This window comes from Pseudomonas sp., from assembly GCF_017744435.1.
GTDB lineage: Bacteria > Pseudomonadota > Gammaproteobacteria > Pseudomonadales > Pseudomonadaceae > Aquipseudomonas.
Window position 1 is genome coordinate 169,644 of record NZ_JAGIBG010000002.1, and the last position, 26,351, is coordinate 195,994.

Below are 26,351 nucleotides of genomic sequence, written 5' to 3' on the forward strand. Positions count from 1 at the left end.
AATTTTGTCCTCTACCTTGAGAGTGACCCATGGACACCCTGCAAAACATGCGTGCTTTCAGTTGCGTAGCCCAGCTAGGCAGCTTTACCGCTGCCGCGGCGCAACTGGATACGACCACCGCGAACGTGTCGCGGGCGGTCTCCAACCTGGAAGCCCATCTGCAAACCCGGCTGCTCAACCGCACCACCCGGCGCATCGCTCTGACCGAGGCTGGCAAACGTTACCTGATGCGCTGTGAACAGATCCTCACCTACGTCGAAGAAGCCGAAGCCGAAGCCAGCGATGCCCATGCCCGGCCCGCCGGCCAGCTGAAGGTGCATTCGATGACCGGGGTCGGTCAGCACTTCGTGGTCGATGCCATCGCCCGCTACCGCGAGTCGCACCCGGACGTGACCTTCGACCTGACCATGGCCAACCGCGTGCCCGACCTGCTCGACGAGGGTTACGACGTGTCCATCGTGCTGGCCACCGAGCTGCCGGACTCCGGTTTCGTCTCGCAGCGCCTGGGCATCACCTACAGCATTGTCTGCGCCTCGCCCGAGTACGTAGCCAAGCACGGCTTTGCGCAAAAGCCGGTCGACCTGCTCAAGCATTCTTGCCTGCGCATGGTCAGCCCGGTGATCCCACTGGAAAAATGGCTGTTCGACGGCCCGGAAGGCCAGGAACTGGTGAACATCACCAGCTCGCCGTTCCAGGTCAACTCGGCGGATGCGATGAAAACCGCAATCCGCAGCGGCATGGGCATGGGTGTGTTGCCGATCTACTCGGTCATCGATGGCTTGCGTGATGGCAGCCTGGTGCGGGTGATGCCGGAGTACCGGCTGCAGGAGCTGAACCTGTATGCCATCTACCCTTCGCGCCAATACCTGGATGCCAAGATCAAGACCTGGGTCGAGTACCTGCGCAATTCGCTGCCGGAAATTCTGGCGGCCCATGAGGCCGACCTGAAAACCCATGAGTTGCTGATCGCCAACTGAAAAAGCTGCTGCACCACGGCGGTGGACAATGGTAGGTTGCTAACCAATCAACCCCAGCCACCGCCCTGAGAAGTTGCCCGATGAAAAAGACCGTCCTGGCCTTCAGCCGCATCACCCCGGCCATGGCCGAGCGCCTGCAGCAAGACTTCAACGTGATCGTGCCGAACCCCAAGCTCGGTGATATCAGTGCCCAGTTCAACGAAGCCCTGCCCGAGGCCCACGGCCTGATCGGCGCCGGTCGCAAGCTCGGCCGCGCGCAGCTGGAAGGCGCGGGCAAGCTCGAAGTGGTGTCGAGCGTCTCGGTCGGCTATGACAACTACGACGTCGACTATTTCAACGAGCGCGGCATCGCCCTGACCAACACCCCTGACGTGCTCACCGAAAGCACCGCCGACCTGGGCTTCTCGCTGATCATGGGCTGCGCCCGCCGTACCGCCGAACTCGACGCCTGGACCAAGGCCGGCAACTGGCAGGCCACGGTCGCTCCGTCACACTTCGGTAGCGATGTGCATGGCAAGACGCTGGGCATTGTCGGCCTGGGCAATATCGGCGCTGCGATCGCCCGCCGGGGCCGTTTCGGCTTCGACATGTCGATCCTGTATGCCGGCAACAGCCGCAAGGCTGCACTGGAGCAAGAACTGGGCGCCCAGTACCGCAGCCTCGAGCAGCTGCTGGCTGAAGCCGACTTCGTTTGCCTGGTGGTGCCGCTGTCCGACGCCACGCGCAAACTGATCGGCGCCCGTGAACTGAAGCTGATGAAACCGAGCGCGTTCCTGATCAACATCGCCCGGGGCCCGGTGGTCGACGAGGCGGCGCTGATCGAGGCGCTGCAGAACGGCACTATTCGCGGCGCCGGCCTGGATGTGTACGAGAAGGAGCCGCTGAGCGAGTCGCCGTTGTTCCAGCTGCCCAATGCGCTGACCTTGCCGCACATTGGTTCGGCGACTGCCGAGACCCGAGAGGCCATGGCCAACCGGGCGATGGAGAACCTGCGTGCGGCGTTGCTCGGTGAGCGGCCGCGGGATCTGGTGAATCCACAGGTTTGGAAAGGCTGATAATTCTCTAGCGCCTGTACCGGCCTCTTCGCGGGCGCGCCCGCTCCCACAGGTACCGCACAAGGCTCAAGCCTGTGGTGATCCTGTGGGAGCGGGCGTGCCTGCGAAGAGGCCAGTACTAACAACAGATCTTACCTAGGCTGACGCCGACGCCCCAGCACCTTGCGCACTACATACCGCGGCCGATGCTTGGTCTCCTGGTAAACCCGCCCGACGTACTCCCCCAAGATCCCGATGCCGATCAACTGCACCCCACCCAGGAACAGGATCGCCGTCATCATCGAGGGGTAGCCCGGCACATCATTGCCGTGCAGCATCTTGTCGATCAGCATGTACACCGCAAAGGCAAAGGCGAACAACGACACCCCTGCGCCCACGTAGCTCCAAAGCCGCAGCGGCACGGTGCTGAACGAGGTGATGCCGTCCAGTGCCAGGTTCCACAAACGCCAGAAACTGAACTTGCTGTTGCCTGCCGCACGCTCCGGCCGGTCGTATTCGACGATCGCGGTGCGAAACCCCACCCACGACAGCACACCCTTCATGAACAGCTGCTGCTCGGGCAGTTGGCGGATCGCAGCCACCACCTTGCGGTCGAGCAGGCGGAAATCGCCGACGTTCTCTTCGATATGGGTCGAGGCGATACGGTTGTGCAGGCGATAGTAGAAGCGTGCGCTCCAGCGCTTGAGGGGCGTATCGGCGGCTCGGCTACGGCGCTTGGCCAGTACCACGTCGGCGCCATCCCGCCACAGCGCGATCATCTGCGCGATGAGGTCGACCGGGTCTTGCAGATCGACATCGATCGGCACCACGGCATCGCCCTCGGCATATTCGAGGCCGGCGAACAACGCTGATTCCTTGCCGAAATTGCGCGAAAAGTTGACCACCGTGACCCACTCGTCCCGCGCCGCCAACTCGGCGCAGATGTCTTCGCTGGCATCGCTGCTGCCGTCGTTGACGAACAGGATCTCCACCGTCACGTCCTGCAGCGTCGGTTCGTTGCGCACTGCGTCATAGAAGCGCTCCAGGGTGTCCTGCTCGTTAAACACCGGCACGATCAGGGTAATGTTCATGAGCCCCTCCGTTTGAACACCACGGTGTGCGAAAAGCAGTAGCCTGCAACCAGACTGGTTGCCGAAAAGGTCAGCAAAGTCAGCCAGGGCGACAGACCCGCCAAGTCGGAGAGCGCTCCCAATGCCACGCTGAGGCTGCCCATGCCCAACAGGAACAGCAGGTAGCGCTTGCCGGTCGGCCTGACCGCGAAGGTGTAGCGGGCGTTAAGCTGATAGGACACGGTGGCAGCCACAGCAAAAGCCAGCAGGTTGCTCGGCGCCTGCTTGAGGCCCAGGGCCAGGTGCAGGCCGAAGAACACCAGCCAGTGCACCAGCGTGTTGCCGATGCCGACCAGGCCGTAGCGGGCAAAATGGTGCCAGGTCACTGGCCATTTCCTTCAAGTGGTTTGACCAGCACGTAGGCGTCGTCGCCGACCCGGTGGATGTCATAGAAGCGGTTCGACACTTGCGGCGTCGGGCTGGCCGCCAGTACCTGTTGCCGGTCCAGCGGTGGTGGCTGGTAGAACGTGTGCAGGTCGTCGATGCCCACGCGGGGCAGCATCTCGGGTAGCACCAGGTAGTTGTAGGCGTGGACCTTCGCCATGGCCGGCATGGCCTGCAAGGTGCCCGCCGCCGCTGGAATCCAGGGGCGTTTCAACCAGTAGCCGAGCACGTAGTAATGCTCTGCCTTGCCCAGCGAAAGCAGATCATGGGCCAACATCTGCGCGATGGACTGATGCAACGTTTTCTGCAAGACCAGCACCCGGCCATAGGCGAACGAGAACGACAGCATGAACAGCAAGGGCGCGATCAACGCCAGCAAACGCAAGCGCGGCCAACGAGTCAAAGCTCGGTGGACCAGGAAATACAGCAGCATCAACAAGACACCCAGCCCCATCAACACCCGTACCGACTGCTCGAACTCCGCCAGCAACAGGATCAAGCCGGGGACGCACAGGACAACCAGCACAATCGCCATCAACATGGCTGCCATCAAGCCCAGTCGCTCGCCCGCAGCGGCTGGGCGTTGCCATACACGCTGCAACTCACGCAGCAATGCCAATACGGCGCAGAGCAGCAGGAGCGCGAACAGCCAGGCATTACCCGGGGTGATCAGCAAACTGACGACCTCGGCCGTGGTCCTCAGTCGTACCAAAGCTTCGGTCGGCCATCGACCATCCAGGGGCAACAAGCCGCCGCGCGTCGAGGTCACCAGCCAGGCGCTGCTGGCGTAGTACAGCAAAACGCCGAGCAGAAGCTGCCCCGCACGTGCCGCAGCCAGCCGGCAGATCACAGTACCCCGGTCAGCCTCGATCACTCGACGCATCACCTCCAGCGCACAGAGCCCGGCAAACACGTTGACGCTGGGCTGATAGAGCGCAGCGCCGGCAGCCCCCAGCAAAGCCCCACACAACCCGTCACGCCAGCGCTGCGTACCCAGCGTGATGGCCCAGACTGCCGCTGCCATGGACAACGCCATGCTGGCGCCGTCGTACTGGTAGGAAAGGTTCTGCAGGAAATACGGTTGGAACCACAAGGGCAACACCAACAGCACGCTACTCAGGCTCGGTGTCTCGAACCAGTAGTGCAGCAAACGCACCAGCGCGTAACCGGTTACCAGCACCACCAGCAGCAGCGGCAATGGATAGAGGTTCACAGCAGCGGGGGCGAAACTGAGTGCAGCGAACAAGGCGACCATCAACGGCCGCCCTACGTCCATCCAGTCATTGCGCGCCAGATGCTCACGGGCGTAGTCGTCGAGAAACGGCATGTCGGCCATCAGCAACGGCAGGACATGCAGCAGCAACGCCGCGCAGCAGAGCAGCCACAGTTGTACAGGCGTAAGTGGCTTGTCCCATGACGGCGGTGGCGGCATCTCCTTTCCCCGGATATGGACTCCCGCAGAAAAGTCTAGCCAGCCGCCAACGCCCTATCCGGCATTTTTTGGCAGCCTCAAGCCATGGCAGCAGCCGGCTTGGGCCGAGGCTTGCGGAACACCAGCACATTGCCTGCCATTACCGCCACCAGGCCCAACAGCGCCGGTGTCGTCCACTGGTAGCCTTCGGCAAAGGCCGACACGTTCAGCGCCACCAGCGGGAACAGCACGGTGCAATAGGCCGCCCGCTCCGGCCCCATGCGCCCGACCAGGGTCAGGTAGGCGGTGAAGCCGATCACCGAGCCAGGGATGACCAGGTACAGCAGCGAGCCGATGTAGCGGGTGTTCCATTCCATGGCGAAGGGGATGCCGCTGATCAGGCAATACACGGCCAGCATCGACGCGCCATAGACCATGCCCCAGGCATTGGTGGTCATGGGCTTGAGCCCGGCCTTCTGCTGCATGCTGGAAAGCATGTTGCCGGCCGAGAAGCACAGCGTGCCAAGCAGTGCCAGGCCCAGGCCGTACAGGGTTTCGCGGCTGGCCGTGTGGTGCGAAAGCTCGGGCCAGAACAGCAGGCCCAGGCCGAGCAAGCCAAGCGCACCACCACCGAGGACATTGCTGGCGATCTTCTGGCCGAAGAAGATCCGCGCGTTGAGGGCATTCCACAAGGTGGCAGTGGAGAACACCACGGCGATCAGGCCGCTGGCGATCCATTGGCTGGCCGTGAGGAAGCACATGAAGTTGACGCAGAACAGGCAGAAACCCTGCGCCAGGCAGATCAGGTGGCCACGCCGGTTCATCGGCTGCAGGCGGCGGGTGAGCAGAAGAATGGCGAACAGGATCAGGCCGGCCAGGGCGAAGCGGTAGACGATCGACACCGGAATGGCGACGACGCCCAGTTGCAGTTTCAGGGCGATCCAGGTGGTGCCCCAGATCAGGACGGTGAGCAGGTACAAAGAGAGGTTCATGGCGGCGGTTCCTTGGGCCTTTCAAATTCAACGCCATCAGTGTTCTCCCTGCCCACCACCCTGCGCTTGCACAAATTTGCGCTTTTTGCCCACTGGTGGCTGTCAGCGAAACGTTGGCGCAGTACGATGAGCGCCAGAGGACCCGCCCATGACGCCACTCACCCAGCTGCAAGTGTTCAACGCCATGCATGCCTCGCCCAACGCGCGGCTGGAGCTGAGCGCGCACCTGGGCGACGGGCTGGCGGCGGCGTTGTGGAGCAACCGCGACGATGCCCGCGACTACCAGGCGCCGAGCCATCACACGCTGTCGTGCTACATCGCCGACGGCACCGGTACCTTCCGTCGCCAGCGCCCGGCCGACAAGGGCGGGCCGGACAAACTGTGCATCATGCCGGCGGGGCACGAATCGAACTGGGTGGTGAATGGTGCAATCCGCCTGGCCCACCTGTACATCAGCGAAGCGCAGTTCGCCCTGGGCTGCGTGCGCCTGCTTGACCGCGAACCCCGCGAACTGCAGCTGCGAGAAGCCACCTTCCTGGACGACCCGCAGCAATCCGTGCGCTTTCGCCAGCTGATCACCCTGGACTGGGATGAACCCGCCGAACGCCTGTTGGCCAGCAGCCTGGCCCACGAGATCGTCGACCATGCCGTGCTCAGCCAGGTTGGCCTGCGCCAGGGGTTGCGCCTGAAAGGCGGGTTGGCGCCTAGCCTGCGCCGGCAACTGGTGGAATACATCGAGGCGCACCTCGACCAGCCGATTACCCTGGGTGAACTGGCACTGCGCTGCAACCTGTCCGAATACCACTTCGCGCGGATGTTCCGCACCAGTTTCGGCTTGCCACCCCATCAGTATCTGCTGGCGCGGCGCCTGCATCGCGCTTGCCAGCTGCTGCGCCTGGGCGAGCTGCCCCTGGGCCAGGTGGCGCTGCTGTGCGGCTTCGCCAGCGCCAGCCATTTCAGCAACCGCTTCCGCCAGGCATTCGGTGCAACCCCAGGCAATTACCGTATGGCCATTCGCGGCTAAAGCCGCTCCCACAGGTACTGCGCCGTCTCTGTGGGAGCGGCTTTAGCCGCGAAGAGGCCGGCACAGGCTGCACAAGGTTCAAAACTCGAAAGTGCCCGACAGGCTCACCTGCCGCGCATCGCCAATCGCCACGAAATACTGGTTCACCGCCGAGCTGTAGTAGACCTTGTCGAACAGGTTCTTCACGTTCAGCTGCAAGCGCACGTTGTGCTCGTCGAGCTTGGTCTCGTAGGTGGCGAACGCATCGGCCACGGTGTAGCTCGGCAGGTCGAAGGTATTGGTCGAGTTCCCCGGCCGCTCGCCTACATAGCGCGCCCCGGCGCCGAAACGCAGGCGATCGCCGCCGAACAGGCTGCCGAAGTCATACACCGCCGACAGCGAACCGGTGTGCCGGGCCACGTTCTGCAGGCGGTTGCCTTCAAGGTCGGGATCCTTGGTCACCTTGGCATCGGTATAGGCGTAACTGCCGATCAGGCTCCAGCGCTCGCTGAGTTGCCCGGTCAGGTCGAGTTCGACACCCCGCGAGCTGACTTCCCCTGCGTTGCTGTAGACCGTCTCGCCGGTGCCACTGTCGAAGTTGGCGACCAGCACGTTGCGCTTGGTGATATCGAACAGCGCCAGGGTACCGGTGAGGCTGCCCGGCATGTCGAGCTTGGCCCCCAGCTCCCAGGACTTGCCCTCCTCCGGCGCCACCGACGAGTCCAGCACCACGCCACCGGTCAGCGGGGCGATGCTGGAGTTGGGCTTGAACGACTCGCTGTAGCTGCCATACAACGACAGCTGGTCATCGACCTTGTAGACGATGCCCGCATGGGGCACCCAGGCTTGGCCGTTGCTGTCGGTATTGGCCTTGAACGGGCGACCGCGGCCGGCGTACTGGTCGTATTGCTGGTAACGCGCGCCAGCGACCAGGATCCAATGTTCGTCCAGGTGCAGCGCGTCCTGTACGAACAAGGCGTCGGTGCGCAGCTTGTCGGTCTGGTCGCTGTCGCTGGCGCGCACCGTGGTGCCCTCCACTTCCTGGCCGTAGACCGGGTTCAGGTAGCTGAAGGTGGATTGCGAGGTCTGACGGATCAGGTCGCCGCGAAAGATCTTGCGGTCTTCGTGGTCGATGCCGAACAACAGGTCGTTCTGCATGCCGGCCAGTTCGACATTGCCATTGAGGCTCAAGGTGGCGAACTGGTCGCGGCTCATGGCGTTGTGGGTGCCATCGATGCTGCGTGTCAGCGTGCCTTTGGCCTCGTTCACGCCGGTGACGCGAACCTGGCTGGCATCATAGGTCTCGCGGTTGAAGCTGTAGCCGAAATGCAGCTTCCAGTCGTCGGTCAACTGGTGGTCGACCTCCAGGCGGTACAGGTCGGAGCGCCCTTCCATGTCGTTGAACGGCTCGTCCAGGCGGCGGGTAGCCGGAATGTCCAGCGGGTGGCCGTTGCTGCCGAATGCCGTGCCGCGGTCGAACGGATAGAGGAATTCGCGGTGCTCATAGGCCAGCACCACCTGGGTGTCCTCGCCGAGCCAGGCCAGCGACGGCGCCACCAGCGACTCGCGATGCACGCCGAAGTTGCGCCAGTAGTCCTCGTCCTCGTGGTCAACGATGAGGCGGTAGGCGAAGTTGCTGTCGCCCAGTGCGCCGGTGCTGTCGAAACCACCGCCGCTGCCGTTCTTGCCGCTGCCGTAGGTGGAGCCACGCACGGTCAGGGCGTTGTACTGCTGCAGTTGCGGGCGCTTGCTGACCACGTTGATCACCCCGCCTGGGTCCTGAATGCCGTACAGCAGCGAGGCCGGGCCCTTGAGCACTTCGACCCGCTCGGTGCTGGCGTTCAGGCTGCGGCCCTGCACCAGCGGCATGCCGTCGCGCATGATCGAGCCGTCGCGGTTGTCACCGAAGCCGCGCTTCATCACCGTGTCGGAGGTGCCACCGAAGTTGTTGCCCTGGGTGATGCCGCTGACGTTGGCCAGGGCGTCGTCGAGGTTGCGCGGGGCCTGGTCGCGGATGACCTGGGCCGGCACCACGTTGATCGCCTGGGGGATGTCCTGGGACGGGCCCTGGCCGCGCATGATCGAGGCACTGGCGGGTGGCTGATAGCTATAGCTGTCCATTTGCGAGGTCACCGTGGTGGCCTGCAAGTTGAGGGCGCCCGAGGTATCCACAGGTTCGAGGGTCAGGGTGCGTGCGTCGAGGCGGCGCCAGGTCAGGCCGCTGTTGCCCAGCAGCTGTTGCAGGGCCTCTTCGGCACTGAACGCGCCGTTGACGGCCGGGGCCTGCACGCTGGGCAGTTCGAGGGTGTAGACCACGCTCTGGCCAGTGGCACGGCTGAACGCGTTGAGGGCTTGAGCCAACGGCTGGCTGGCCTGGGCGAAGGTGTGCAGCTGGCGTTGCTCGGCGGCCATCAGACCAGGGGCAGCGGCGATGGCCGAGCAAGCAGAAAGGCCGAGCCAGAGGGGGACGCAACGCGGAGAGAACTTCATGGACGCTGACCTGTGAGAGGGTTATTACTGCGAATGAATCGCACTTCCACTCATTACACGGATGCCAACTCCAGTTACCTCATCCGCTTTTGAAATTTTTTGTCAGCGGATTACAGTCAGCCGCCCCAACAAGGTTTGCCGCGAGAAACCCAGCACCTTGCCCAGCGAGTCCAGTGCTGCCAAAGGCTCATCTGCCGGGAAGCTGCCGCTGACCTTGCGCTGCCCCAACTCGCCGTCGAGCATCACGATGCGGCCGGGGTAGTAGCGGCCCAGGTCTGCCACCACCTGTGCCAGCGGCACCTGGTAGTAGTTCAGCCAGCCTTGGCGCCAGGCCAGGCGGCTGTCGCTGTCCACGCTCGCCAGCTCGCCTGTTTGCCCGTCGGCATAGGCCAGCTGCTGATTGGCCGTCAGTACCTGGCCGGCCTGCCCCGCTGCCGGGATGACCGCCACGCGCCCGCTGCGCACGATGACCTGCGCGCCCTGCCCCTGGTCACGCACTTCGAACTGCGTACCCAGTACCCGTACCTCGCCGCCAGCAGCCTCCACCACGAATGGCTGCCCCGTATGGGTAACCTGGAAAAACGCTGCGCCATGCAACAGCCGCACGCGTCGTTCACCTTGCTTGAAATCGACGGCGATGGCACTGCCCGCATCCAGAGTCACCTGTGACTGGTCTGCCAAGGTCACCAGGCGAATCCCATCACTGCTGCTGAAATCGGCCTGCAGGTTCAGCAGCCAGTCACCGGGCCGCCAACCGCCCGCCATGCTGACGGCCAGCACCAGGCAGGCCGCTGCCAAAGCCATGCCGGCGCGCCGCCAATGCCCTTTGCCAGGCGGCTTGGCCATGGCCTCCAAGTAGCGCTGCAAATCTGCCTGTTCTTCCTCGGCCAGACGCGCTGCCGGTGCTTCGCTGAGTTGCCACAGCAACTGGGCCTCGGCGTAGGCTTCGCGATGCTTCGGGTCTTCCAGCAACCAGCGCTTGAACGCCGCGCTGCTGGCCGCTGCCGGCTGTTCGTTGATGCGGATCAGCCACTGCAAGGCAGCCTCGGACTGGGCTGCGGTGATCAGGTCTGGATGGCTCATCGGCGGGCGCTCCCAGGCCTGCGAGTGAAGGTCGCGGGCTCGGCAACACTGGCCTTGCACGCTTCGAGGGCGCGCATCATATGCTTTTCCACACTGCTCTGGGAAAGCTGCATGGCCTTGGCGATTTCACCGTACGTGCAGCCGTGGACGCGATTGAGCAGAAAGATCTGCCGGGTGCGCTCGGGCAGGGCTCGCAGGGCGGCCTCCACACGCTGCAGGTCATGATCGACCTCGACGGCCTGCTCGGGCGCCTGGGCCAGTCCGGCTTCATCCAACGGCAGCGAGGCTTCGGCGACGCGTTCGCGGCTGCCCTCACTGCGCAGGTGATCAATGGCCAGGTTGCCAGCGCAGCGCAACAGGTAGGTGTCGAGCGCTTCGACCTTGACCTCGGGGCGGCGCCAGAAGCGCAGGAACAGTTCCTGCACCAGGTCGGACGCGGTGGCACGGCAACCTACCCGGCGACTGACCAGCGCCTCCATGCGCGCACGCTGGGCCAGGAACACCTCGACGAAGCGCGCGCGGGTACCGTCGCTGTTGGTTTCGTTCAAGGCATCACCCGGCAAATACAGCCAACAGCGGGCCCAGCACCAGGCTGACAGCAGCCAGCCCCAGCAGCACGCGTGGCAGATAGGGCAAGCCGAACACCCACAGGGTGACGCCGGCCATCAACAGCGCGACCCACTCCACCAGACCGTGAGCCCAGCCACGCCAGTGAACGCAGAGGAACAGCGACAAAGTCAGCAACAGCCAGCCCGCAACGCGCAGTGCACGCAACTGACCGGGACCGGGCTTGCGCTTGAGCAGCTCGCTGAAGTGTTTGTCCATCGCCAGGCACAATGCGGCGAAGCCGGCGTATCCGATCAGGGCAATACTCAGCATCACAGCACCCCGACCCTTTCGGCCGTTGCCTTGCTCGCCCGTGGCGCATGCTTGGCGACAGGCTTCGGGGCGCGCAACATCTTGCTCGCCGCCCAGGCCAGGAACAGCCCGCACGCCAGGGCGGTCAGGTCGAACCCGGCCATGGCCCAGTCACCCGCAGGCACAGAGATGTTCAACCCTTGGCCGGTGCTCAGGGCATTGAGCACCGGCAACAGGGCAAAGGCCACCGCGCCCAGCGCCAGCTGCTCGCCCCAGGCCTTGCGTCCTGGGCGTAGCGCGGCATGCAGCAACGACGCCAGCCAGACCAGGAAGAACGTGCTCACTTCCCAGTCGGCGCGCCCTTGCAGGGCCACGGGCAGCAGCCGATTGGCCCAGAAGAAGCCGGCCACGGCCAGGATCAGGCCACTCATGCTGGCGATGTTGAGCACTTCGACCAGGCGCAGCTCGCCCGGCAGGCGTTCGCTTTTGGCATGCTTGAGCTGGCGCTTGCCCAACCACATGACCAAGCCGGTACCGATCACCGCCGTGCCGGCAAGCCCGAAGGTGAAGTACAGCCAACGCAGCCAGGGCCCGGCGTAGTTGCCCATGTGCAGGCCGGCGAAACTGAAGGAGGTCATCATCGTGGCGCTTTCCGCCGCGCCCTGTTTCAGCAGCTCGCCGGTGGCACCGTCGAAGGTCCAGTTGGCACTGCGCTTGTAGGGGACGTTGTCCGCCGATGACTGAGTGAGGGTGACACGGGCGTTGCGATCACCGGCGTTCTGCACCTGGATGAAGCCCATGCGCGCACCGGGTACCTGCGCCTGGACCTTGGCATAGAGGCTCGCCAGCGGCACCAGTGGCGCAGCGACATTGGCCACCTTGGGCGCCTCGTCGCGGCCGAACAGGTCATTGAAGTAATCGCCGGTATTGCCATAGCTGGCCATGATGCTGGCCGGCATGACCATGTACATGAACAGCACCAGGCTGCTGTAGCTGATCATCAGGTGAAACGGTAGCACCAGCACGCCAATGGCGTTGTGGCCATCCAGCCATGAGCGCTGGCCCTTGCCGGGACGGAAGGTGAAGAACTCCTTGAAGATCTTCTTGTGGGTGATGATCCCGGTGACCAGGCCCAGCAGCATGATGAAGGCGCACAGCGTCGACAGCCAGCGGCCCCATGGATACGGCATCTGCAGTTCGAAATGGAAGCGGTAGAAGAACTCGCCGCCACGGCTGTCTCGCGCCTCGACCGGCTGCCCGCTCTGCGCGTCCAGATCTTTCCTGACAAAGCCTCGACGCCCGCCCTCGGGGTCGCGCCAGCCCACATTCAAGGCCGCGTCGCGCTCGCTCGGCAGGCGGATCATCCAGCTGCCCGAATGCGCGGCGTTGCTTTCCAGATAGCGCTGGGCCAGCCCCAGGCTGGCTATCGGGTCGAGTGCATGACGGCGCACTTCCGGCTGCGCCCAATGGCTGACTTCATCCTTGAAGTACGACAAGGTGCCGGTGAGGAAGATGGCGAACAGCAGCCAGCCGAAGATCAGGCCGGTCCAGGTATGCAGCCAGGCCATGGCCTGGCGGAAGCCTTCCTTCATGGGTTTTTCATCCAGTAGGCGAACCCGCCGAGCAGCCCCAGCACCAGGCTCGGCAGCAGCACGCCGAGCCAGGCATGCCAGGCGCTGCGGCAGGCGAAACACCAGATGAACGCCAGCAGGTAGAACACGAACGAGAGCATCAGGCCGGTCAGCGTGGCGTCGACCTGGGGCAACGGCAGCAACAGGGCCAGACAGACACTGACCAGCGACGCCAGCAGATAGCCGCCCAGCAATGCAGCCAGGCTGCGTGAAACCACGGCCAGGCGATAGCTGAGAGGAAGTCCGGCGGCGGAGCGTTTCATGGCGTGGGTCCGGGAAATGGGAGTGCAATAGTAATGATTTCAATTCTCATAAGCAAAGATCCCGCGCCGATCACCCGTTCCTATCGCAGGTGATCAAGCCGGATTTGCAACAGAAAATTTATTTTCAGAAAGGGGTTGTAATCGCTTCGCCGTTGCCTGACCTTAGAGTCAAGAGGCGCAGAAATACCAAGGCCCTCAATGGCCTAGGCACGCCTCCATGCGAGCAAGCTGAATAAGGATTGGAATCATGCAAATCCAGGTCAACAGCAGCAACCATATCGAAGGCAACATCCGTCTCAACGAGTGGGTCCGCAGTACGCTGGAAGCCACCCTCGAACGCTATGACGACGACCTCACCCGCATCGAGGTGCATCTGCGTGACGAGAACGGCGCCAAGCCCGGCCCGCATGACAAACGCTGCCAGTTGGAGGCTCGCCCGAAAGGCCATCAGCCGATTTCCGTGACCCACACCGCCACCTCGCTGGACCAGGCGGTCGACGGTGCCGCCAGCAAGCTGAACAATGCGCTGGAACACTTCTACGGCAAGCTGCGCAGCAAGCGCGGTGCACTGGAACTGAGTGACCCCGAGGCCTGATCATCGGCAAGAACAACAACGCCCGGCCTGTGCCGGGCGTTTTCGTTTGCCCCGATCGATGGGGCTGAACCAACCTGCGGGTTACCCGGTCAACTTCTGTAGTCATTCATTGCAGAACCCGACCATGAACAACCCCTTCGAACAGATCAGCGTCGCCTTCGCCCCCGAGTACCGGGTCAACCTGAGTATCGAACGGCTCGACGGCAGCATCATGCTGACCCTTTCCGATGACGCCGGCGTGGTCGCCAAGCGCCCTGATCAGCCAGGCCCAGCGCAACGACCCGGTGCGCCTGCAGCGGGTCATCGACAGCATCCGCCTGGGCCTTGCGATCGAGCTGGGACAGAACCCGTTGCAGGTCCTCGCCGCCCTGACCCGCGACCGCCACGAGCCACGCCCCCTGGCAGCCGTCGGTCTGGCCAACTGAGGGCTACTTGCCCTCCTCCACTTCCTTGCCGCTGGCATCCAGCACCTTGGTCGAGGGATAGCGGTACGAAGCGTAGCGCACCACCAGGATCGAGAACGCCAGCAGCAGGATGCTGCCACACACGTACAGCAGCCCTTCGTCCGGCGCCTTGTGGTGCGACACATCGCCAATCAGCAGGCGCGTCAGCGCGGTGATCGCCACATACAGCAGGAAGCGGATCGGCATGTGGTTGGTCTTGAAGTAGATACCGACCATCGCCCCGAGCTCCAGGTAGATGAACAGCAGCAGGATGTCATCGACGCTGACGCCACCCTTGCCGAGCATGTCCAGGAAAGTCACCACCGCCGCGTAGGCGGTAATCGCGCCAATGCCGAACAGCGCCAGGTAGTGGAACGCTTCCACACACAGGTTGCCTAGCGCGTCGGCCGAGCCGTGCAGGCCCTTGCGCAGTTTTTCAGCCCATTTGATATCCACGATGTGCGATTCCCCGATACGACATGAAGGATGATGCGTCACGCCTGTGACGCTTGTGCCATGCAGTTAAAGGGCCAGGCCCCTGCCTTGGAAGGCGACCGATTGCCGCAAGGCACGGGCGGCATGCGATTTCAGCACAGCTACAATTTCTGGTTGCGAAACGACCGCATTGCCATTACTGTACATCGATACAGTATTCGGTAACGGCAATCTGCCTGACTGCCTGGATAGCAACTGAACCGCACAGCAGAAGGCGCACGACCGCCCCCTGCTACCACTGACCGAGAGGCCTCGTATGGCTGTTGAGATTCTTTACCGCAGCACGCGCGATTTGGAGACCACGTTCTTGGACCGCAAACTCGCAGACGCCCATGACCAGATGCTGGAACTGGCCGAGGTGCTTACTCAGGTTCTGGTGAAACATGTGCCGGGGCTGGATGAAAACATTGCCGAAGAGGCAAGCATCTTCATGGCCAAGAACCGGGCGGTATTTGCCGCAGCGTTCAAGAACAATGCGTCGGCCTTGGCCGACCTGGACACGCCTACCGATAGCGGCGAGTAACCAGCCCTTCGCAAGGGTGGCAAACATGTCACCCCAAGTGAATGCATCGCCAGCAGCGGCTTTGCACCCCTGACCTCCCCCGCCATTATCCTTGCACCGGGATCAACTCCTGCAAGAGCACCACCTTCCTCTGCAGTTGTTCGATCTGTGCCTGCTCTGCGCGCAGCGCCGAGCGCAGTTCGCGGTTCTCTGCCTCCCAGATCTTCGCCCAACGCGCGTTCTTCTGGCAGGCAAGCCCCAGCTTCCACAGCTCGTGCAGCCGCAAACTCTGATACAGCAGCACCAGCAGAATGATACCCATCACCACAACAGCACCTGTCGCAACCACTTCCCACATATCCATTTCCCTTCTCCTTGAGTGAGCCCTGAAGATGAGGGAATATATGTAGAGTTTAACGACAGATCTAGAATGTAGACTTATACAGGTAAACTACTCATGCACATTGGAATGCCCCAAGTCAGCCGTTTTCAGGCAAGGCATCCTAGCCCTAAGTAGCCCTTTGACATCATCTTCACGTGGCATCGCCCCATCCGCAAGGCGCTTGCCGGCCAAATGCCCTTGGGCTGCGCAAAGTCAATATCACGACAAGACCTTGCGCTATACATGACCCCAAACTTTACACATAATCAGGCTTTCGATATGCCACCCCGGCATCCCTTCTCAGGAGAGGTCATGAAACGCAAGCAAACCGTCGAGCAGGTACGCTGGGACCTGGCACTGCGCTACAAGCTGATCGAGACCGTCGCCTGGTGGGAAGGCCGCCTGACTACCGGCCATCTGATGCAGAGTTTCGGCATCAGCCGGCAGCAGGCATCCAAGGACATCAATACCTACATCACCGAGCATGCGCCGAAGAACCTGGCCTATGACAAGCAGCTCAAGGGTTATGTACCCAGCAAGCAGTTCAAGCCTAAGTTCATCGAGGAGAGTGCAAGCGCTTACCTGCACCTGCTGTATCAGAACGGTGAGCGCGCCCCGCACATTGACGGCCTGGCGCTGGCCTACGCCCATACCAAAGTGCTGGAAGTGCCGGACCGGCCTATCCGGCCGGAGGTGCTGCGGCCCCTGCTCAAGGCCTGCCGTGAAGGCCTGCGCCTGGAAACCGAGTACGTGTCACTTAACACGCCGAACGTCGAGGTACGCCTCATCGCGCCGCACACGCTGGTCTACACCGGCATGCGCTGGCATGTGCGGGCGTACTGTGAAAAGAACGGCCAGTACCGCGACTTCGTGCTCAGCCGCCTGCGCGGGCAGCCGGACCTGCTGGACGAGTCACCCAACACCCGGGAGCAGGACGAAGACTGGAATGCCGAGATGCCGGTGATCTTCGAGCCCGACGGGCGTTTGAACGAGGCGCAGAAGGCGATCATCGAAGCCGACTTCGGCATGGCCCAGGGTCAATTGGTCGTGCCGAGCCGCAGGGCTTTGGTGAAGTATGTACTGCAGCGTTATCAGATCGACCCGCGCAACGTGGCGACCAGCCCTGAAGCGCAACAGATCGTGGTAGCCAATCTCAAGGATCTGCGGCCATGGCTGATGCATGACTGACGTAACCGGCGCCCAGGCTCAACCGTAAAGCAAGCGTTCGGCCAGCATCTGTGCCACCCTCGCCGGCGAGCGCTTTTCCGCCTGGGCATGGCCGAACACCTCGGTCAGCCGCGTCGGTATCCGCGCCAGGTGCGCGGTGATGGTGCCCAGGTCGCCGCCCCGATGCTTCAGCGCCACGTAGATCAGGCCACCGGCATTGATCACATAGTCGGGGGCATACAGGATGCCGCGCGTCTCCAGCTGGTCAGCGACCTGCAACGTGGTCAGCTGATTGTTCGCCGCCCCCGCCACCGCTGCACAACGCAGCTGCATCACCGTCTGGCCGTTGAGCACCGGCCCTACGCCACAGGGCGCGAAGATATCGCAGGGCGTGCTGATGAGGGCGTCATTGGTCACCGGATGAGCGCTGAACTGCTCTACCGCCAGCCGCACCCGGCCTGGGTCCAGGTCGCTGACCAGCAACTCTGCACCCGCCGCATGCAGCTGCTCGGCCAGGGCATAACCGACGTTGCCCAGCCCCTGCACGGCCACGCGCAGGCCTTCGAGGTTGCTGCTGCCCAGGCGCGCCTGTGAGGTGGCGCGGATGCCGGCGAACACGCCCATGGCGGCATGCGGTGACGGGTCACCGGAGGCCGTGGTGCTGGTGACATGCGGTGTGCTCTGGGCAATACAGTCCATGTCCAGGGTCGAGGTACCACTGTCCACGGCAATGATGAAACGCCCTTGCAGGGTATCGATGAAGCGGCCGAACGCCTCGAACAGTGCCGCGCGGTTTTCCACGTGCGGGTTGCGCATGATCACCGCCTTGCCGCCTCCCAAGGGCAAGCCCGCCAGCGCCGCCTTGTAGCTCATGCCCTGGGCCAGGCGAATGGCGTCGGTCATGGCACTCTCGTCATCGGCATAGGGCAGGTAGCGGCAACCGCCCACCGCCGGGCCCAACTTCTCGCTGTGAATCGCCACGACGGCCTTGAGGCCGGTGGGCGGGTCAATGAACAGGTGCAGCGACTGGGTACGGGTGCTTTGCATCAGCGCGAACATCGACGGGCTCCCCAACGAGGTGCTCCTACCAGTATAGGCACGCGCCAGAGGCCGGCGCCGTGGGCGGACCACTGGACGAATCCACGCCCCCCAGCTAATACTCAAGCGTGTGTGGAGAGCCCCCATGAAGCCACGTCAAGCCTGCCTGGCCTGCCTGGAGCGCGAGCCGGTCGCCCTGCTGGAAGCTGCGTTGTGGATCGCCGTCGAGCATGATCGAAAGGTCGAGCCTGCGGCCAGCCTTGCCACACTGCAAAACCTGCAAGGGCAGATCAGTGCCTGCCTGCCCATGCTGCCATTGTCCGAACTGGCCCAGCCGCTGCTGCGCCAGCTCAACGCACTGGGATTCCAGCAAGACGAATACCACCCGCTGCGCCCGCAAGCAGCGCTGCTGGACAAGGTACTGCAGCGCCGACGCGGCCAGCCCCTGGCACTGGCCATCATCACCCTGGAACTGGCCCGGCGCCTGTCCATCCCCCTGGAAGGCGTGGCATTCCCTGGGCACTTCCTGCTGCGCGTGCCCGGTGCCGATCACCTGCTCGACCCGTGCGGGGGCCGCCGTCTGTACCCCAATGATTGCCGCGAGCTGCTGGCGCGCCAGTTCGGCCCGCATGTGCCACTGACTGCCGAACACCTGCGCAGCGCCAGCGCCACGCAGATGCTGCAGCGCCTTTCGCGCAACCTGCGCCAGTTACATATCAGCAACGACAACCACCTGGCCGCGCTGATCGACGCCGAACGGGTCATGCAACTGGGCCCGGCGCAGGTCAGTGACTACATGACCCGCGCCACGCTGTATCAACACCTGGACTGCCCCCAGGCCGAACGTTTCGACCTGGAGCATGCCCTGCTGCTGACCGACGACCCGGTCCAGCGCCTGAAGCTGTCCGAACGTATCGGCAAGCTACCGACGGTGAACCGTTCGATTCACTGAGCCGGCGTGTCCGCCTGGCAGGACGGATGCGCCTTGGCGAACGCCGGATGCCCCTTGGCCAGTGCCGCGACCCGGGCGATGCGTGGGTAGCCGCTGAGGTCGATGTTGAAGCGCTCGGCCGCGTACAACTGTGGAATCAGGTAGACATCCGCCAACCCCGGTTCATCGCCAAAACAATAACCGTGATCGCCAATCAACTGCTCCACAGCGGCCAGCCCCTGACCGATCCAGTGGGCGATCCACTGATTGATCTGCCCCTCGTCATGGCCCAGCTGGCGCAGCTGGTTGAGCACGCTGACATTGTGCAGCGGGTGCACATCGCAACCGATGATCGCCGCCACGCCACGCACCTTGGCCCGCAGTGCCGCGCCAGCCGGCAGCAACGCGGGCTGTGGATAAACCTCTTCCAGGTACTCGATGATCGCTGGCGACTGCACCAGCAATTCACCGTCGTCGGTGCGCAAGGCCGGCACCCGGCCTTGCGGGTTCACCGCGACATAGGCATCACCGCGCTGGTCGCCCTTGAGCAGGTTGACCGGCAGGGCCTGGTAGTCCAGGCCTTTCAGCGCCAGGGCAATGCGCACCCGGTAGGAAGAGGTGGAACGGTAATAGGTATACAGCTCCATGGCCTGCTCCCTCAGTTGGCTGCGATGATCTTGCCGCGGCATTCGCCGAAGCCGATGCTGGCCACGCCATCGCGCTTGCAGCGCGCGCGCAGGATGATCTCGTCACCGTCTTCAAGGAACTTGCGGATTTCACCGCTGGCCAGCTCCACCGGCTGCTTGCCGCCCACGGTGGTTTCCAGCAGGCTGCCGTAGGCGTCTGGCGTGGCACCGGACAGGGTGCCGGAACCGAACAGGTCGCCGGGCTGCAGCTGGCAGCCGTTGACGCTGTGGTGGGTGATCAGCTGGGCCACGGTCCAGTACATGTTCAAGGTGTTGCTCAAGGCCAGACGGTGCGCCGGCATACCTTGCTCGCGCATGCGCTCGGTGAGCAGCAGCACTTCCAGTTCGATATCGAAGGCGCCATTGGCCTGGTCATGCTGATCGAGCAGGTAAGGCAGCGGCTGCGGGTCGCCTTCCGGGCGGGCCGGCTGGGCACAGCGGAAGGGCTCCAGGGCTTCGGCAGTGACTACCCACGGCGAAATGCTGGTGATGAAACTCTTCGACAGGAACGGGCCCAGTGGCTGGTATTCCCAGGCCTGGATATCCCGCGCCGACCAGTCGTTGAGCAGGCACAGACCGGCAAGGTGCTGGTCAGCCTCGGCAATCGGGATGGCCTGGCCCATGTCGTTGCCCTGGCCGATCCAGATGCCCAGCTCCAGCTCGTAGTCCAGGCGCGCGCAGGGGCCGAAGCTCGGCTCGGTGTGGCCGGCAGGCAAGGTCTGGCCTTTCGGGCGACGGACCTCGGTACCCGATGGGCGCAAGGTCGAGGCGCGGCCGTGGTAGCCGATCGGTACGTACTTGTAGTTGGGCAGCAGCGGGTTGTCGGGGCGGAACAGCTTGCCGACGTTGGTGGCGTGCTGGATGCCGACGTAGAAGTCGGTGTAGTCGCCGACCTTGGCCGGCAGGTGCAGCTGGCACTCGCTGGCCGGATACAGCGCAGCCTTGAGCACAGCCTGATGTTCGCTGTGTTCGCCCAACAGCACCAGCAGACGCTCACGCAACGCTACCCGGGCAGTACGCCCCAGCGCAAAGAAGGCGTTCAACGCACCGCCACGGGTGGCTTCCACTGCTGCCTTGGCCTGGCCAGCGAACAGGCCTGCGGCCAGTGCGGCTTCCAGGTCAAGGATGGCATCGCCGATGGCGACGCCACAGCGCTGCGCTTCACCCGGGCGGCTGAAGATGCCCAGCGGCAGGTTCTGCAGCGGGAAGTCGCGGTGCCCGTTGGCGTGCTCGACCCAGCTACGGGCAATGGCGGTCTGGTTCATGGTTATCTCCGGTTCGGGTTGAAGGTGCTCGGCAAGGTGGCCCAGCAACTATCGTAGTCGGCCTGCAATTGCGGGCTGTCGAGTGCCTGCAGGCTCGGGCGCAGCACCTGGCTGGTCTCGAACATGAAAGCCATGGTGTTGTCGATCTTGTGCGGCGCCAGCTCGGCGGCGATGGCCTTCTCGCAGGTTTCGGCGTCCGGCCCGTGGGCGCTCATTACCCCGTGCAACGAGGCACCACCCGGCAGGAAGCCTTCGGCCTTGGCGTCGTAGGCACCGTTGATCAGGCCCATGAATTCGTTCATCAGGTTGCGGTGGAACCACGGTGGACGGAAGGTGTTCTCGGCCACCATCCAGCGCGGCGGGAAGATCACGAAGTCCATGTTGGCCATGCCGTGCACACTGGTCGGCGAAGTCAGCACGGTGAAGATCGACGGGTCCGGGTGATCGAAGCTGACCGTGCCAATGGTGTTGAAACGGCGCAGGTCATACTTGTAGGGCACGTTGCTGCCGTGCCAGGCGACCACGTCCAGCGGCGAGTGCTGCAGCTCGCAGGCCCAATGCTCGCCGAGGAACTTCTGCACCAGCTGCACCGGGCCATCCACTTCTTCGTAGTGCGCCACCGGGGTGAGGAAATCTCGCGGGTTGGCCAGGCCATTGCTGCCGATCGGCCCCAGGTCAGGCAGGCGCAGCGGCGCGCCGTGGTTTTCGGCGATGTAGCCGCGGGCCTGGCCATCGGGCAACTCGACGCGGAATTTCATGCCGCGCGGGATCACGGCGATTTCCATCGGCTCGACGTCCATCACGCCCAGCTCACTGGCGATGCGCAGGCGGCCCTGTTCCGGCACCAGCAGCAGCTCGCCATCGGCGTTGAAGAACACACGCTCCATGGAGCGGTTGGCACGGTAGATGTAGATGCTGACCCCGGCCGGCTTTTCGGCTACCGAGTTGGCCACCATCGGCACCCAGCCTTCGATGAAATCGGTTGGCTCGCTGGGCATGGGCTGTGGGTTCCAGCGCAGGCGGTTGGGCGTGACCGCACCCAGCGGGCCGCTCAAGGGCTGGCGTTGCAGGCGCTCGAAGCGCGGGTGCAGTGCCGACGGGCGGATGCGATACAGCCAGGTGCGGCGCAGTTCGCTACGGGCCATGGTGAACGCCGTGCCCGACAGCAGCTCGGCGTACAACCCGTAGGGGGCCTTCTGTGGCGAGTTTTGCCCGACCGGCAGGGCGCCAGTCAGGGCTTCGCTGGCGAATTCGTTGCCGAAACCGCTCAGGTAATGAAGGTCGGGGGACGTGTCGTGGTTCATCGAAGCCTCCGGATTTTGTTTTTATCGTAATCTGATTACGAATAACGTAATTTGCTCCCCGCCAGGCGTCAAGCTATAAAGGCGCGACGCGAAAAATCCGGAAGCTTCCTACCCATGGCCAAAGCCAGCTCCCCCGCCGACAACGGCAAGCAGAAAGTCCGATCGGCGGAAGTCGGCACCGACATCCTCAAGGCCCTCGCCGAACTGTCCCCCTCCACCTCGCTGTCGCGCCTGGCCGAGCATGTGCAGATGCCGGCGAGCAAGGTGCACCGCTACCTGCAGGCGCTGATCGCCAGTGGTTTCGCCGAACAGGATGCCGCCACCAATCACTATGGCCTGGGGCGTGAGGCATTGCGCGTGGGGCTGGCGGCACTGGGCAGCATCGATGTGCTGAAAGTGGCGGCACTGCCACTGTCGCAACTGCGCGATGAGCTGAACGAGAGTTGCTTCCTCGCCGTATGGGGCAACCAGGGCGCCACCGTGGTCAGCATCGAGCCCGCCGTACGGGCGGTCACGGTAGTGACCCAGATCGGTTCGGTACTGCCGCTGCTCAGTTCCTCCACCGGCCTGGTGTTTGCCGCCCATCTGCCCGAGCGTGAGACCGTGGAGCTGCGCGACCGCGAGCTGGCCGCGCTGCAGCAGAACGCCAGCGACTACGAAGGTTTGCTGGCAGGGATCCGCGAACAGGGCTTGCACCATGTGCACGGCCTGTTGATGCCGGGTGTGGATGCGTTGTCTGCGCCAGTGTTCAACGCCATGGGGCAGATTGCGGCGGTGATGACCGTGGTCGGCCCGACCTCGATCTTCCATGCCGATGAGCACGGCCCGGCAGCACAGCGCCTGCTGGCGGCAGCACGGGACACCAGCTGGCGCATGGGCTACTCGCCAGCGACGTGAAATGCCCGCCGGGCACTGTTGCCCGAAACGTAAAGGTGAATGTCACAAGCGGCTATTTTTCCCACAGGATCAAGCGCTTATTCTTACCTCACTGGCCGGCATGAAGGGCTCTACCCCCCGCCTTTCAGGCCCGCGAGGTTCACCGACGTAGATTTTGAAGCTCCTTGATCTAACGTCTCGATTGGCCGCTGCGTCTTGCAGCGGCCTTTTTTATTTCTGCAGGTTGGCCATCATCTGCTGCAACGCCTGCAGGTTGTCGCGCGGGTGCACCGCCCCCGCGAAATCACCAATCTGCGCCCATTGATCCGCGACCTGCTCCGGGGTGAACCCTTGCTCAGGATCGAAACCGACACCGAGGCTACGCTCCCAGCGCACCTTACCCACCCAGCCACCGCCTACCTCGAACAACTCACCGCTGTCCTGGCACTGTTCGCTGCCCAGGTACACCACCAACGGGCTGATCAACTCGGGCCTGAGCCGCTCGAACAGCTGCGGGGGTATCAGCCCTTCGGTCATGCGCGTGCCGCCGGTCGGGGCGATGGCATTGACCAGCACGCCATGCTTGCGCCCTTCGATGGCCAGGGTCCGGGTCAGGCCATACAGCCCCAGCTTGGCCATGCCGTAGTTGGCCTGGCCGAAGTTGCCATAGATGCCCGAGGTCGACGCTGTGAAGATCACTCGCCCCCAGTTCTGCTCGCGCAAGTGTGGCCAGGCCGCCCGGGTGACCTTGTAGGCACCTTCGACGTGGACCTTGTAGACCAGTTCCCAATCGCTGTCGTCCATCTTGTGGAAGGCTTTGTCGCGCAGGATGCCGGCGTTGTTCACCAGCACATCGACCCTGCCGAAACTGTCCAGCGCCTGTTCGACGATGCGCGCACCGTCGCCCACCGAATCGTGGTTGGCCACCGCCGTGCCCCCGGCTGCGCGGATTTCGGCCACGACCTTGTCGGCAGCCGACGCATTGGCCCCCTCACCCTGGGCCGTGCCGCCCAGGTCGTTGACCACGACCCTGGCGCCACGTGCGGCGAACAGCAAGGCATGGGCACGGCCCAGGCCGCCACCGGCTCCGGTAACGATCACTACACGGTCTTGCAGACGTACCGGCTCGCTCATGCCCAATGCTCCAGGTCAGGTTGAAGGCATCGAGTGTCCGCCAGCCCGGGCAGGCGGACAATCAAGCTCACCCTGGCTAATGCCAGGCGATAACGGCGGGCGATGATCGCCGGTTCAGGACCAGGCGACGCGTTGCGGCAGGTAGCTCAGCAGCTGTTCGCGAAAGGCCAGGTAGTGTCGCAGTACCTGCACGGGCGCTTCGGTGTGCGGGTAATGGCCGATGCCCTGCAACTGCACGGTGTCGGGGTTTGGCACCAGCTGCCGATAGCGCTCCACCATATGCGCACCGGACAAAGGGTCAGCGATGCCATTTATGAACCGCAGCGGCACTCCATCGCGCTGCAATGCCCCAACCCAGCGCTCGCGGTGCTGCCTGCGCTCAGGCTGGTAGCCCACCAGCTTGTGCAGGATGCGCGTACCGTAGTTCGCTGCGATCAGGCTCCAGCAATCGTCCAGCGCGCTTTCGCTTGGGTGGGTGCACGGGCCGTAGATCCGGGTCACGTTGCGCACCAGGTCGTCGCGCCCGAAGGAACGCCCCACCAACCAGCCCAGGCGGCTGAGCAGCAGCTTCTGGACCAGTGGTATCTGGCAGCTTTCTGGGAACAGCCCGCTGTTGAGGAACACGCAACTGGCGATGTCGACGCGCTGTTCATGATGCCGAGACAACAGTTCCTGAGCCACGCTGCCACCGTAGTCGTGCGCCAGCAGATGCACAGGCTGCTCGACCTGCAGGTACGCCAGCAGCGCCTGTTGCAGGTCTGCTTGCTCCATCAGGCTGTAGTGGTGGTTGAGCGGCTTGGCAGAATCGCCGAAGCCGAGCATGTCACAGGCGATCACCCGGAAGCGTTGGGTCAGTGGAGCCCACAGGTAATGCCAATCCCAGCTCGCGGTGGGAAATCCATGCATCAAAAGCAGGGGCTCTCCTTGCCCTGCGGTCCAGTAGCGGATGCTCTGGCCCCGGAATGTAAAACTCTGTCCCCGGGTACGCCAGACGCACAATGGAATCTCGGCGATAGGCATCAGAGTGGTCCCGGTGGAGGGGTGTTGACGGAATAGGGCAAGGCTGCGGTCATTGCATGTCACCTCGGCACTTTCATGTGCTCTCTATGTCGAGGTTGAGTGTAATCAGCAGCCCGCCAGGTGAAACTTGCGTTACCAGCCAGCTTGATGACCGAACGGGTCAGTGGCACGAACGGTCACAGCAACATTGCCAGCAACGGCGCGGCGAACAGGTTGAGCAGGCCGGTGAGGACCATGACCAGGCCGGCCACCGAACCTTCTTCGCGGCCCACTTCCTGGGCCCGGCTGACCCCGGCGCCATGCGCGCCCACACCGAACAGTGCACCCCGCGCCAGCGGTGTGCGCAATGGCAGCCAGCGCAGCAGCACGCCGCCGAACATGGCGCCCAGCACCCCGGTGAACATCACGAACACCGCTGTCAGTTCCGGCACGCCACCCAGGTCATGGGCCAGCGGCATGGCGAATGGCGTGGTGATCGAGCGCGGCACCAGCGACAGGCTGATCGCATCATCCAGCGCCAGCAGGTGCGCCAGGCCCCAGGAACTGGCGATCGACGCCGCGCTGCCCGCGACCATGCCCACCAGCAGCGCCGGCCAATGCCGCGCCAGCATCGCCCGCTGTTGCCAGATCGGCACGGCGAAGGCCACGGTCACCGGGCCCAGCACGCTCATCAGCCAGTGGGTGTTGCGCGCATATTCGGCGTAGGCCGTGTGCAGCGGCACGGCCACTGCCAGCAACAATACCGGGACCAGAATCAGAGGCGACATCAGGTAGCGCCCGGTGCGCCGATACAGCCAACGGCTGGCCAGGTAGGCAGCCAAGGTCAGTGCCAGCCAGAACAGCGGCATGGGTTCAAGGCTCATGGCGCAGCCTCCAGCGGCAGACCAGTTCCACGGTCACGGCGGTAACCACCATGACCATCAGAGTGCTCACGGCGATGACCAGCAGGATGCGCCAACCTTCGCTGCGCACCAGGCTGCCGTAATCGAGCAGGCTCATCAGTGCCGGGATGAAGAACAGCAGCATTTCCGCCATCAGCCAGCCAGCGCCCAGTTGCAAAGTGGCCGGCTTGAGCACGCCACAGGCGAACAGCAGCAACAGCAAGCCCAGGCCCATCACTCCGCCAGGGATCGGCCAGCCCAGCCAGGCGGCCAGTTGGCCACCGAACAGGAACAAGGCCAGCAGGACCGCCAGCTCGGCGAGCAGGCGCAGGGGCTTTTTCAGTAATGCGGGTTTCATGGGCGGGGGTTCCTCGAC

At 63.7% G+C, this 26,351-nt stretch carries 28 protein-coding genes and 1 pseudogene; 9 read left to right on the top strand and 20 right to left on the bottom strand.

Annotated features, from left to right (window positions below; genetic code table 11):
• Positions 1-29: 29 nt before the first annotated feature.
• Together J7573_RS02675 and J7573_RS02680 are read left to right on the top strand one after the other, a co-directional pair.
• A complete protein-coding gene (locus J7573_RS02675; RefSeq protein ID WP_294325275.1) occupies positions 30-977 on the top strand; it encodes a LysR family transcriptional regulator in 948 nt (315 codons plus the stop codon).
• A gap of 80 nt (positions 978-1,057) precedes the next feature.
• Positions 1,058-2,032, top strand: coding sequence for a D-glycerate dehydrogenase (locus tag J7573_RS02680; protein ID WP_294325276.1), 975 nt, complete (start codon positions 1,058-1,060; stop codon positions 2,030-2,032).
• 131 nt (positions 2,033-2,163) lie between these two features.
• Here J7573_RS02680 and J7573_RS02685 read toward each other — a convergent pair whose 3' ends face one another.
• The 4 genes from J7573_RS02685 to J7573_RS02700 form a co-directional block, all read right to left on the bottom strand.
• Entirely contained in the window at positions 2,164-3,102 is a 939-nt protein-coding gene (locus J7573_RS02685; RefSeq protein WP_294325278.1) for a glycosyltransferase family 2 protein, read from the bottom strand.
• Positions 3,099-3,467: a GtrA family protein gene (locus J7573_RS02690; RefSeq protein WP_294325280.1), complete on the bottom strand. Its 369-nt coding sequence runs from the start codon at positions 3,465-3,467 to the stop codon at positions 3,099-3,101. Before J7573_RS02690 ends, J7573_RS02685 begins: the two co-directional genes overlap by 4 nt.
• Positions 3,464-4,957 carry a glucosyltransferase domain-containing protein gene (locus J7573_RS02695; protein WP_294325282.1) on the bottom strand — a complete coding sequence of 498 codons (1,494 nt, stop codon included), beginning with the start codon at positions 4,955-4,957 and terminating at the stop codon, positions 3,464-3,466. The genes J7573_RS02690 and J7573_RS02695 overlap by 4 nt, the downstream gene beginning before the upstream one ends.
• Before the next feature lie 77 nt (positions 4,958-5,034).
• Positions 5,035-5,928 carry a DMT family transporter gene (locus J7573_RS02700; protein WP_294325284.1) on the bottom strand — a complete coding sequence of 298 codons (894 nt, stop codon included), beginning with the start codon at positions 5,926-5,928 and terminating at the stop codon, positions 5,035-5,037.
• A 148-nt stretch (positions 5,929-6,076) separates the two neighbouring features.
• On the opposite strand from J7573_RS02700, the gene J7573_RS02705 reads away from it, so the two are divergent.
• On the top strand, positions 6,077-6,952 hold the full coding sequence (locus J7573_RS02705) for an AraC family transcriptional regulator (RefSeq protein WP_294325285.1): 876 nt from the start codon (positions 6,077-6,079) through the stop codon (positions 6,950-6,952).
• Positions 6,953-7,030: 78 nt separating this feature from the next.
• Here J7573_RS02705 and J7573_RS02710 read toward each other — a convergent pair whose 3' ends face one another.
• The 6 genes from J7573_RS02710 to J7573_RS02735 all read right to left on the bottom strand — a co-directional run bounded on the left by J7573_RS02710 (position 7,031) and on the right by J7573_RS02735 (position 13,256).
• Complete coding sequence (locus J7573_RS02710) at positions 7,031-9,421, bottom strand: TonB-dependent receptor (protein ID WP_294325286.1); 2,391 nt, start codon at positions 9,419-9,421, stop codon at positions 7,031-7,033.
• A 102-nt stretch (positions 9,422-9,523) separates the two neighbouring features.
• Positions 9,524-10,504: a FecR domain-containing protein gene (locus J7573_RS02715; protein ID WP_294325287.1), complete on the bottom strand. Its 981-nt coding sequence runs from the start codon at positions 10,502-10,504 to the stop codon at positions 9,524-9,526.
• Positions 10,501-11,052 (bottom strand): RNA polymerase sigma factor, encoded by a 552-nt coding sequence (locus J7573_RS02720; protein WP_294325289.1) that lies wholly within the window; start codon positions 11,050-11,052, stop codon positions 10,501-10,503. Before J7573_RS02720 ends, J7573_RS02715 begins: the two co-directional genes overlap by 4 nt.
• A 4-nt stretch (positions 11,053-11,056) precedes the next feature.
• Positions 11,057-11,383, bottom strand: coding sequence for a DUF3325 domain-containing protein (locus J7573_RS02725; protein WP_294325291.1), 327 nt, complete (start codon positions 11,381-11,383; stop codon positions 11,057-11,059).
• The gene (locus J7573_RS02730; protein ID WP_294325292.1) at positions 11,383-12,954 is read right to left on the bottom strand and encodes a PepSY-associated TM helix domain-containing protein; all 1,572 of its coding nucleotides are present in this window, start codon (positions 12,952-12,954) and stop codon (positions 11,383-11,385) included. The genes J7573_RS02725 and J7573_RS02730 overlap by 1 nt, the downstream gene beginning before the upstream one ends.
• Positions 12,951-13,256, bottom strand: coding sequence for a DUF3649 domain-containing protein (locus J7573_RS02735; RefSeq protein WP_294325293.1), 306 nt, complete (start codon positions 13,254-13,256; stop codon positions 12,951-12,953). The genes J7573_RS02730 and J7573_RS02735 overlap by 4 nt, the downstream gene beginning before the upstream one ends.
• 247 nt (positions 13,257-13,503) lie before the next feature.
• On the opposite strand from J7573_RS02735, the gene J7573_RS02740 reads away from it, so the two are divergent.
• The gene (locus tag J7573_RS02740) at positions 13,504-13,851 is read left to right on the top strand and encodes an HPF/RaiA family ribosome-associated protein (RefSeq protein WP_294325294.1); all 348 of its coding nucleotides are present in this window, start codon (positions 13,504-13,506) and stop codon (positions 13,849-13,851) included.
• 124 nt (positions 13,852-13,975) lie between these two features.
• Positions 13,976-14,276: pseudogene (locus J7573_RS02745) on the top strand (DUF3509 domain-containing protein).
• A 3-nt stretch (positions 14,277-14,279) separates the two neighbouring features.
• On the opposite strand, the gene J7573_RS02750 reads toward J7573_RS02745, so the two are convergent.
• Complete coding sequence (locus tag J7573_RS02750) at positions 14,280-14,750, bottom strand: phosphate-starvation-inducible PsiE family protein (RefSeq protein ID WP_294325295.1); 471 nt, start codon at positions 14,748-14,750, stop codon at positions 14,280-14,282.
• Positions 14,751-15,045: 295 nt separating this feature from the next.
• Between J7573_RS02750 and J7573_RS02755 the strand changes: the two genes are divergently transcribed.
• The gene (locus J7573_RS02755) at positions 15,046-15,312 is read left to right on the top strand and encodes a YebG family protein (RefSeq protein WP_294325298.1); all 267 of its coding nucleotides are present in this window, start codon (positions 15,046-15,048) and stop codon (positions 15,310-15,312) included.
• An 85-nt stretch (positions 15,313-15,397) separates the two neighbouring features.
• Here J7573_RS02755 and J7573_RS02760 read toward each other — a convergent pair whose 3' ends face one another.
• Positions 15,398-15,655, bottom strand: a complete 258-nt coding sequence (locus tag J7573_RS02760; RefSeq protein WP_294325300.1) for a hypothetical protein — start codon at positions 15,653-15,655, stop codon at positions 15,398-15,400.
• Positions 15,656-15,985: 330 nt separating this feature from the next.
• Here J7573_RS02760 and J7573_RS02765 point away from each other — a divergent pair, with 330 nt between their 5' ends.
• Complete coding sequence (locus J7573_RS02765; RefSeq protein WP_294325302.1) at positions 15,986-16,861, top strand: WYL domain-containing protein; 876 nt, start codon at positions 15,986-15,988, stop codon at positions 16,859-16,861.
• Between the two features lie 18 nt (positions 16,862-16,879).
• On the opposite strand, the gene J7573_RS02770 is transcribed toward J7573_RS02765, so the two are convergent.
• Entirely contained in the window at positions 16,880-17,899 is a 1,020-nt protein-coding gene (locus J7573_RS02770) for a Glu/Leu/Phe/Val dehydrogenase dimerization domain-containing protein (RefSeq protein ID WP_294325304.1), read from the bottom strand.
• Between the two features lie 124 nt (positions 17,900-18,023).
• Here J7573_RS02770 and J7573_RS02775 point away from each other — a divergent pair, with 124 nt between their 5' ends.
• Complete coding sequence (locus J7573_RS02775) at positions 18,024-18,830, top strand: tetratricopeptide repeat protein (protein WP_294325306.1); 807 nt, start codon at positions 18,024-18,026, stop codon at positions 18,828-18,830.
• Here J7573_RS02775 and maiA read toward each other — a convergent pair.
• Genes maiA through hmgA form a run of 3 tightly spaced genes read right to left on the bottom strand, consistent with a single transcriptional unit; the run spans position 18,824 to position 22,064 of the window.
• Complete coding sequence (gene maiA / locus J7573_RS02780) at positions 18,824-19,456, bottom strand: maleylacetoacetate isomerase (protein WP_294325308.1); 633 nt, start codon at positions 19,454-19,456, stop codon at positions 18,824-18,826. The genes J7573_RS02775 and maiA overlap by 7 nt on opposite strands.
• An 11-nt stretch (positions 19,457-19,467) precedes the next feature.
• A complete protein-coding gene (fahA, locus tag J7573_RS02785; RefSeq protein WP_294325311.1) occupies positions 19,468-20,760 on the bottom strand; it encodes a fumarylacetoacetase in 1,293 nt (430 codons plus the stop codon).
• Positions 20,761-20,762: 2 nt separating this feature from the next.
• Entirely contained in the window at positions 20,763-22,064 is a 1,302-nt protein-coding gene (gene hmgA, locus J7573_RS02790) for a homogentisate 1,2-dioxygenase (RefSeq protein ID WP_294325313.1), read from the bottom strand.
• Positions 22,065-22,178: 114 nt separating this feature from the next.
• On the opposite strand from hmgA, the gene J7573_RS02795 reads away from it, so the two are divergent.
• Positions 22,179-22,961, top strand: coding sequence for an IclR family transcriptional regulator (locus J7573_RS02795; RefSeq protein WP_294325314.1), 783 nt, complete (start codon positions 22,179-22,181; stop codon positions 22,959-22,961).
• 210 nt (positions 22,962-23,171) lie between these two features.
• Here J7573_RS02795 and J7573_RS02800 read toward each other — a convergent pair whose 3' ends face one another.
• From J7573_RS02800 to J7573_RS02815, 4 genes are all read right to left on the bottom strand, one after another.
• Positions 23,172-24,074, bottom strand: coding sequence for an SDR family oxidoreductase (locus J7573_RS02800; RefSeq protein ID WP_294325316.1), 903 nt, complete (start codon positions 24,072-24,074; stop codon positions 23,172-23,174).
• A 114-nt stretch (positions 24,075-24,188) separates the two neighbouring features.
• Complete coding sequence (locus J7573_RS02805; RefSeq protein ID WP_294325319.1) at positions 24,189-25,094, bottom strand: alpha/beta hydrolase; 906 nt, start codon at positions 25,092-25,094, stop codon at positions 24,189-24,191.
• A 176-nt stretch (positions 25,095-25,270) separates the two neighbouring features.
• The gene (locus J7573_RS02810) at positions 25,271-25,957 is read right to left on the bottom strand and encodes an LrgB family protein (protein ID WP_294325322.1); all 687 of its coding nucleotides are present in this window, start codon (positions 25,955-25,957) and stop codon (positions 25,271-25,273) included.
• Entirely contained in the window at positions 25,947-26,333 is a 387-nt protein-coding gene (locus tag J7573_RS02815; RefSeq protein WP_110639429.1) for a CidA/LrgA family protein, read from the bottom strand. Before J7573_RS02815 ends, J7573_RS02810 begins: the two co-directional genes overlap by 11 nt.
• Between the last annotated feature and the right edge of the window lie 18 nt (positions 26,334-26,351).

Bases quoted from the DNA above. Each gene is read 5' to 3' on its own strand.
- J7573_RS02735 (WP_294325293.1), bottom strand. From the start codon at position 13,256: ATGAAACGCTCCGCCGCCGGACTTCCTCTCAGCTATCGCCTGGCCGTG.
- J7573_RS02800 (WP_294325316.1), bottom strand. From the start codon at position 24,074: ATGAGCGAGCCGGTACGTCTGCAAGACCGTGTAGTGATCGTTACCGGA.
- J7573_RS02765 (WP_294325302.1), top strand. From the start codon at position 15,986: ATGAAACGCAAGCAAACCGTCGAGCAGGTACGCTGGGACCTGGCACTG.
- J7573_RS02795 (WP_294325314.1), top strand. From the start codon at position 22,179: ATGGCCAAAGCCAGCTCCCCCGCCGACAACGGCAAGCAGAAAGTCCGA.
- J7573_RS02760 (WP_294325300.1), bottom strand. From the start codon at position 15,655: ATGGATATGTGGGAAGTGGTTGCGACAGGTGCTGTTGTGGTGATGGGT.
- J7573_RS02775 (WP_294325306.1), top strand. From the start codon at position 18,024: ATGAAGCCACGTCAAGCCTGCCTGGCCTGCCTGGAGCGCGAGCCGGTC.
- J7573_RS02695 (WP_294325282.1), bottom strand. From the start codon at position 4,957: ATGCCGCCACCGCCGTCATGGGACAAGCCACTTACGCCTGTACAACTG.
- maiA (WP_294325308.1), bottom strand. From the start codon at position 19,456: ATGGAGCTGTATACCTATTACCGTTCCACCTCTTCCTACCGGGTGCGC.
- J7573_RS02680 (WP_294325276.1), top strand. From the start codon at position 1,058: ATGAAAAAGACCGTCCTGGCCTTCAGCCGCATCACCCCGGCCATGGCC.
- fahA (WP_294325311.1), bottom strand. From the start codon at position 20,760: ATGAACCAGACCGCCATTGCCCGTAGCTGGGTCGAGCACGCCAACGGG.
- J7573_RS02725 (WP_294325291.1), bottom strand. From the start codon at position 11,383: ATGCTGAGTATTGCCCTGATCGGATACGCCGGCTTCGCCGCATTGTGC.
- J7573_RS02770 (WP_294325304.1), bottom strand. From the start codon at position 17,899: ATGTTCGCGCTGATGCAAAGCACCCGTACCCAGTCGCTGCACCTGTTC.
- J7573_RS02740 (WP_294325294.1), top strand. From the start codon at position 13,504: ATGCAAATCCAGGTCAACAGCAGCAACCATATCGAAGGCAACATCCGT.
- J7573_RS02715 (WP_294325287.1), bottom strand. From the start codon at position 10,504: ATGAGCCATCCAGACCTGATCACCGCAGCCCAGTCCGAGGCTGCCTTG.
- hmgA (WP_294325313.1), bottom strand. From the start codon at position 22,064: ATGAACCACGACACGTCCCCCGACCTTCATTACCTGAGCGGTTTCGGC.
- J7573_RS02705 (WP_294325285.1), top strand. From the start codon at position 6,077: ATGACGCCACTCACCCAGCTGCAAGTGTTCAACGCCATGCATGCCTCG.
- J7573_RS02810 (WP_294325322.1), bottom strand. From the start codon at position 25,957: ATGAGCCTTGAACCCATGCCGCTGTTCTGGCTGGCACTGACCTTGGCT.
- J7573_RS02710 (WP_294325286.1), bottom strand. From the start codon at position 9,421: ATGAAGTTCTCTCCGCGTTGCGTCCCCCTCTGGCTCGGCCTTTCTGCT.
- J7573_RS02805 (WP_294325319.1), bottom strand. From the start codon at position 25,094: ATGCCTATCGCCGAGATTCCATTGTGCGTCTGGCGTACCCGGGGACAG.
- J7573_RS02730 (WP_294325292.1), bottom strand. From the start codon at position 12,954: ATGAAGGAAGGCTTCCGCCAGGCCATGGCCTGGCTGCATACCTGGACC.
- J7573_RS02675 (WP_294325275.1), top strand. From the start codon at position 30: ATGGACACCCTGCAAAACATGCGTGCTTTCAGTTGCGTAGCCCAGCTA.
- J7573_RS02755 (WP_294325298.1), top strand. From the start codon at position 15,046: ATGGCTGTTGAGATTCTTTACCGCAGCACGCGCGATTTGGAGACCACG.
- J7573_RS02700 (WP_294325284.1), bottom strand. From the start codon at position 5,928: ATGAACCTCTCTTTGTACCTGCTCACCGTCCTGATCTGGGGCACCACC.
- J7573_RS02685 (WP_294325278.1), bottom strand. From the start codon at position 3,102: ATGAACATTACCCTGATCGTGCCGGTGTTTAACGAGCAGGACACCCTG.
- J7573_RS02815 (WP_110639429.1), bottom strand. From the start codon at position 26,333: ATGAAACCCGCATTACTGAAAAAGCCCCTGCGCCTGCTCGCCGAGCTG.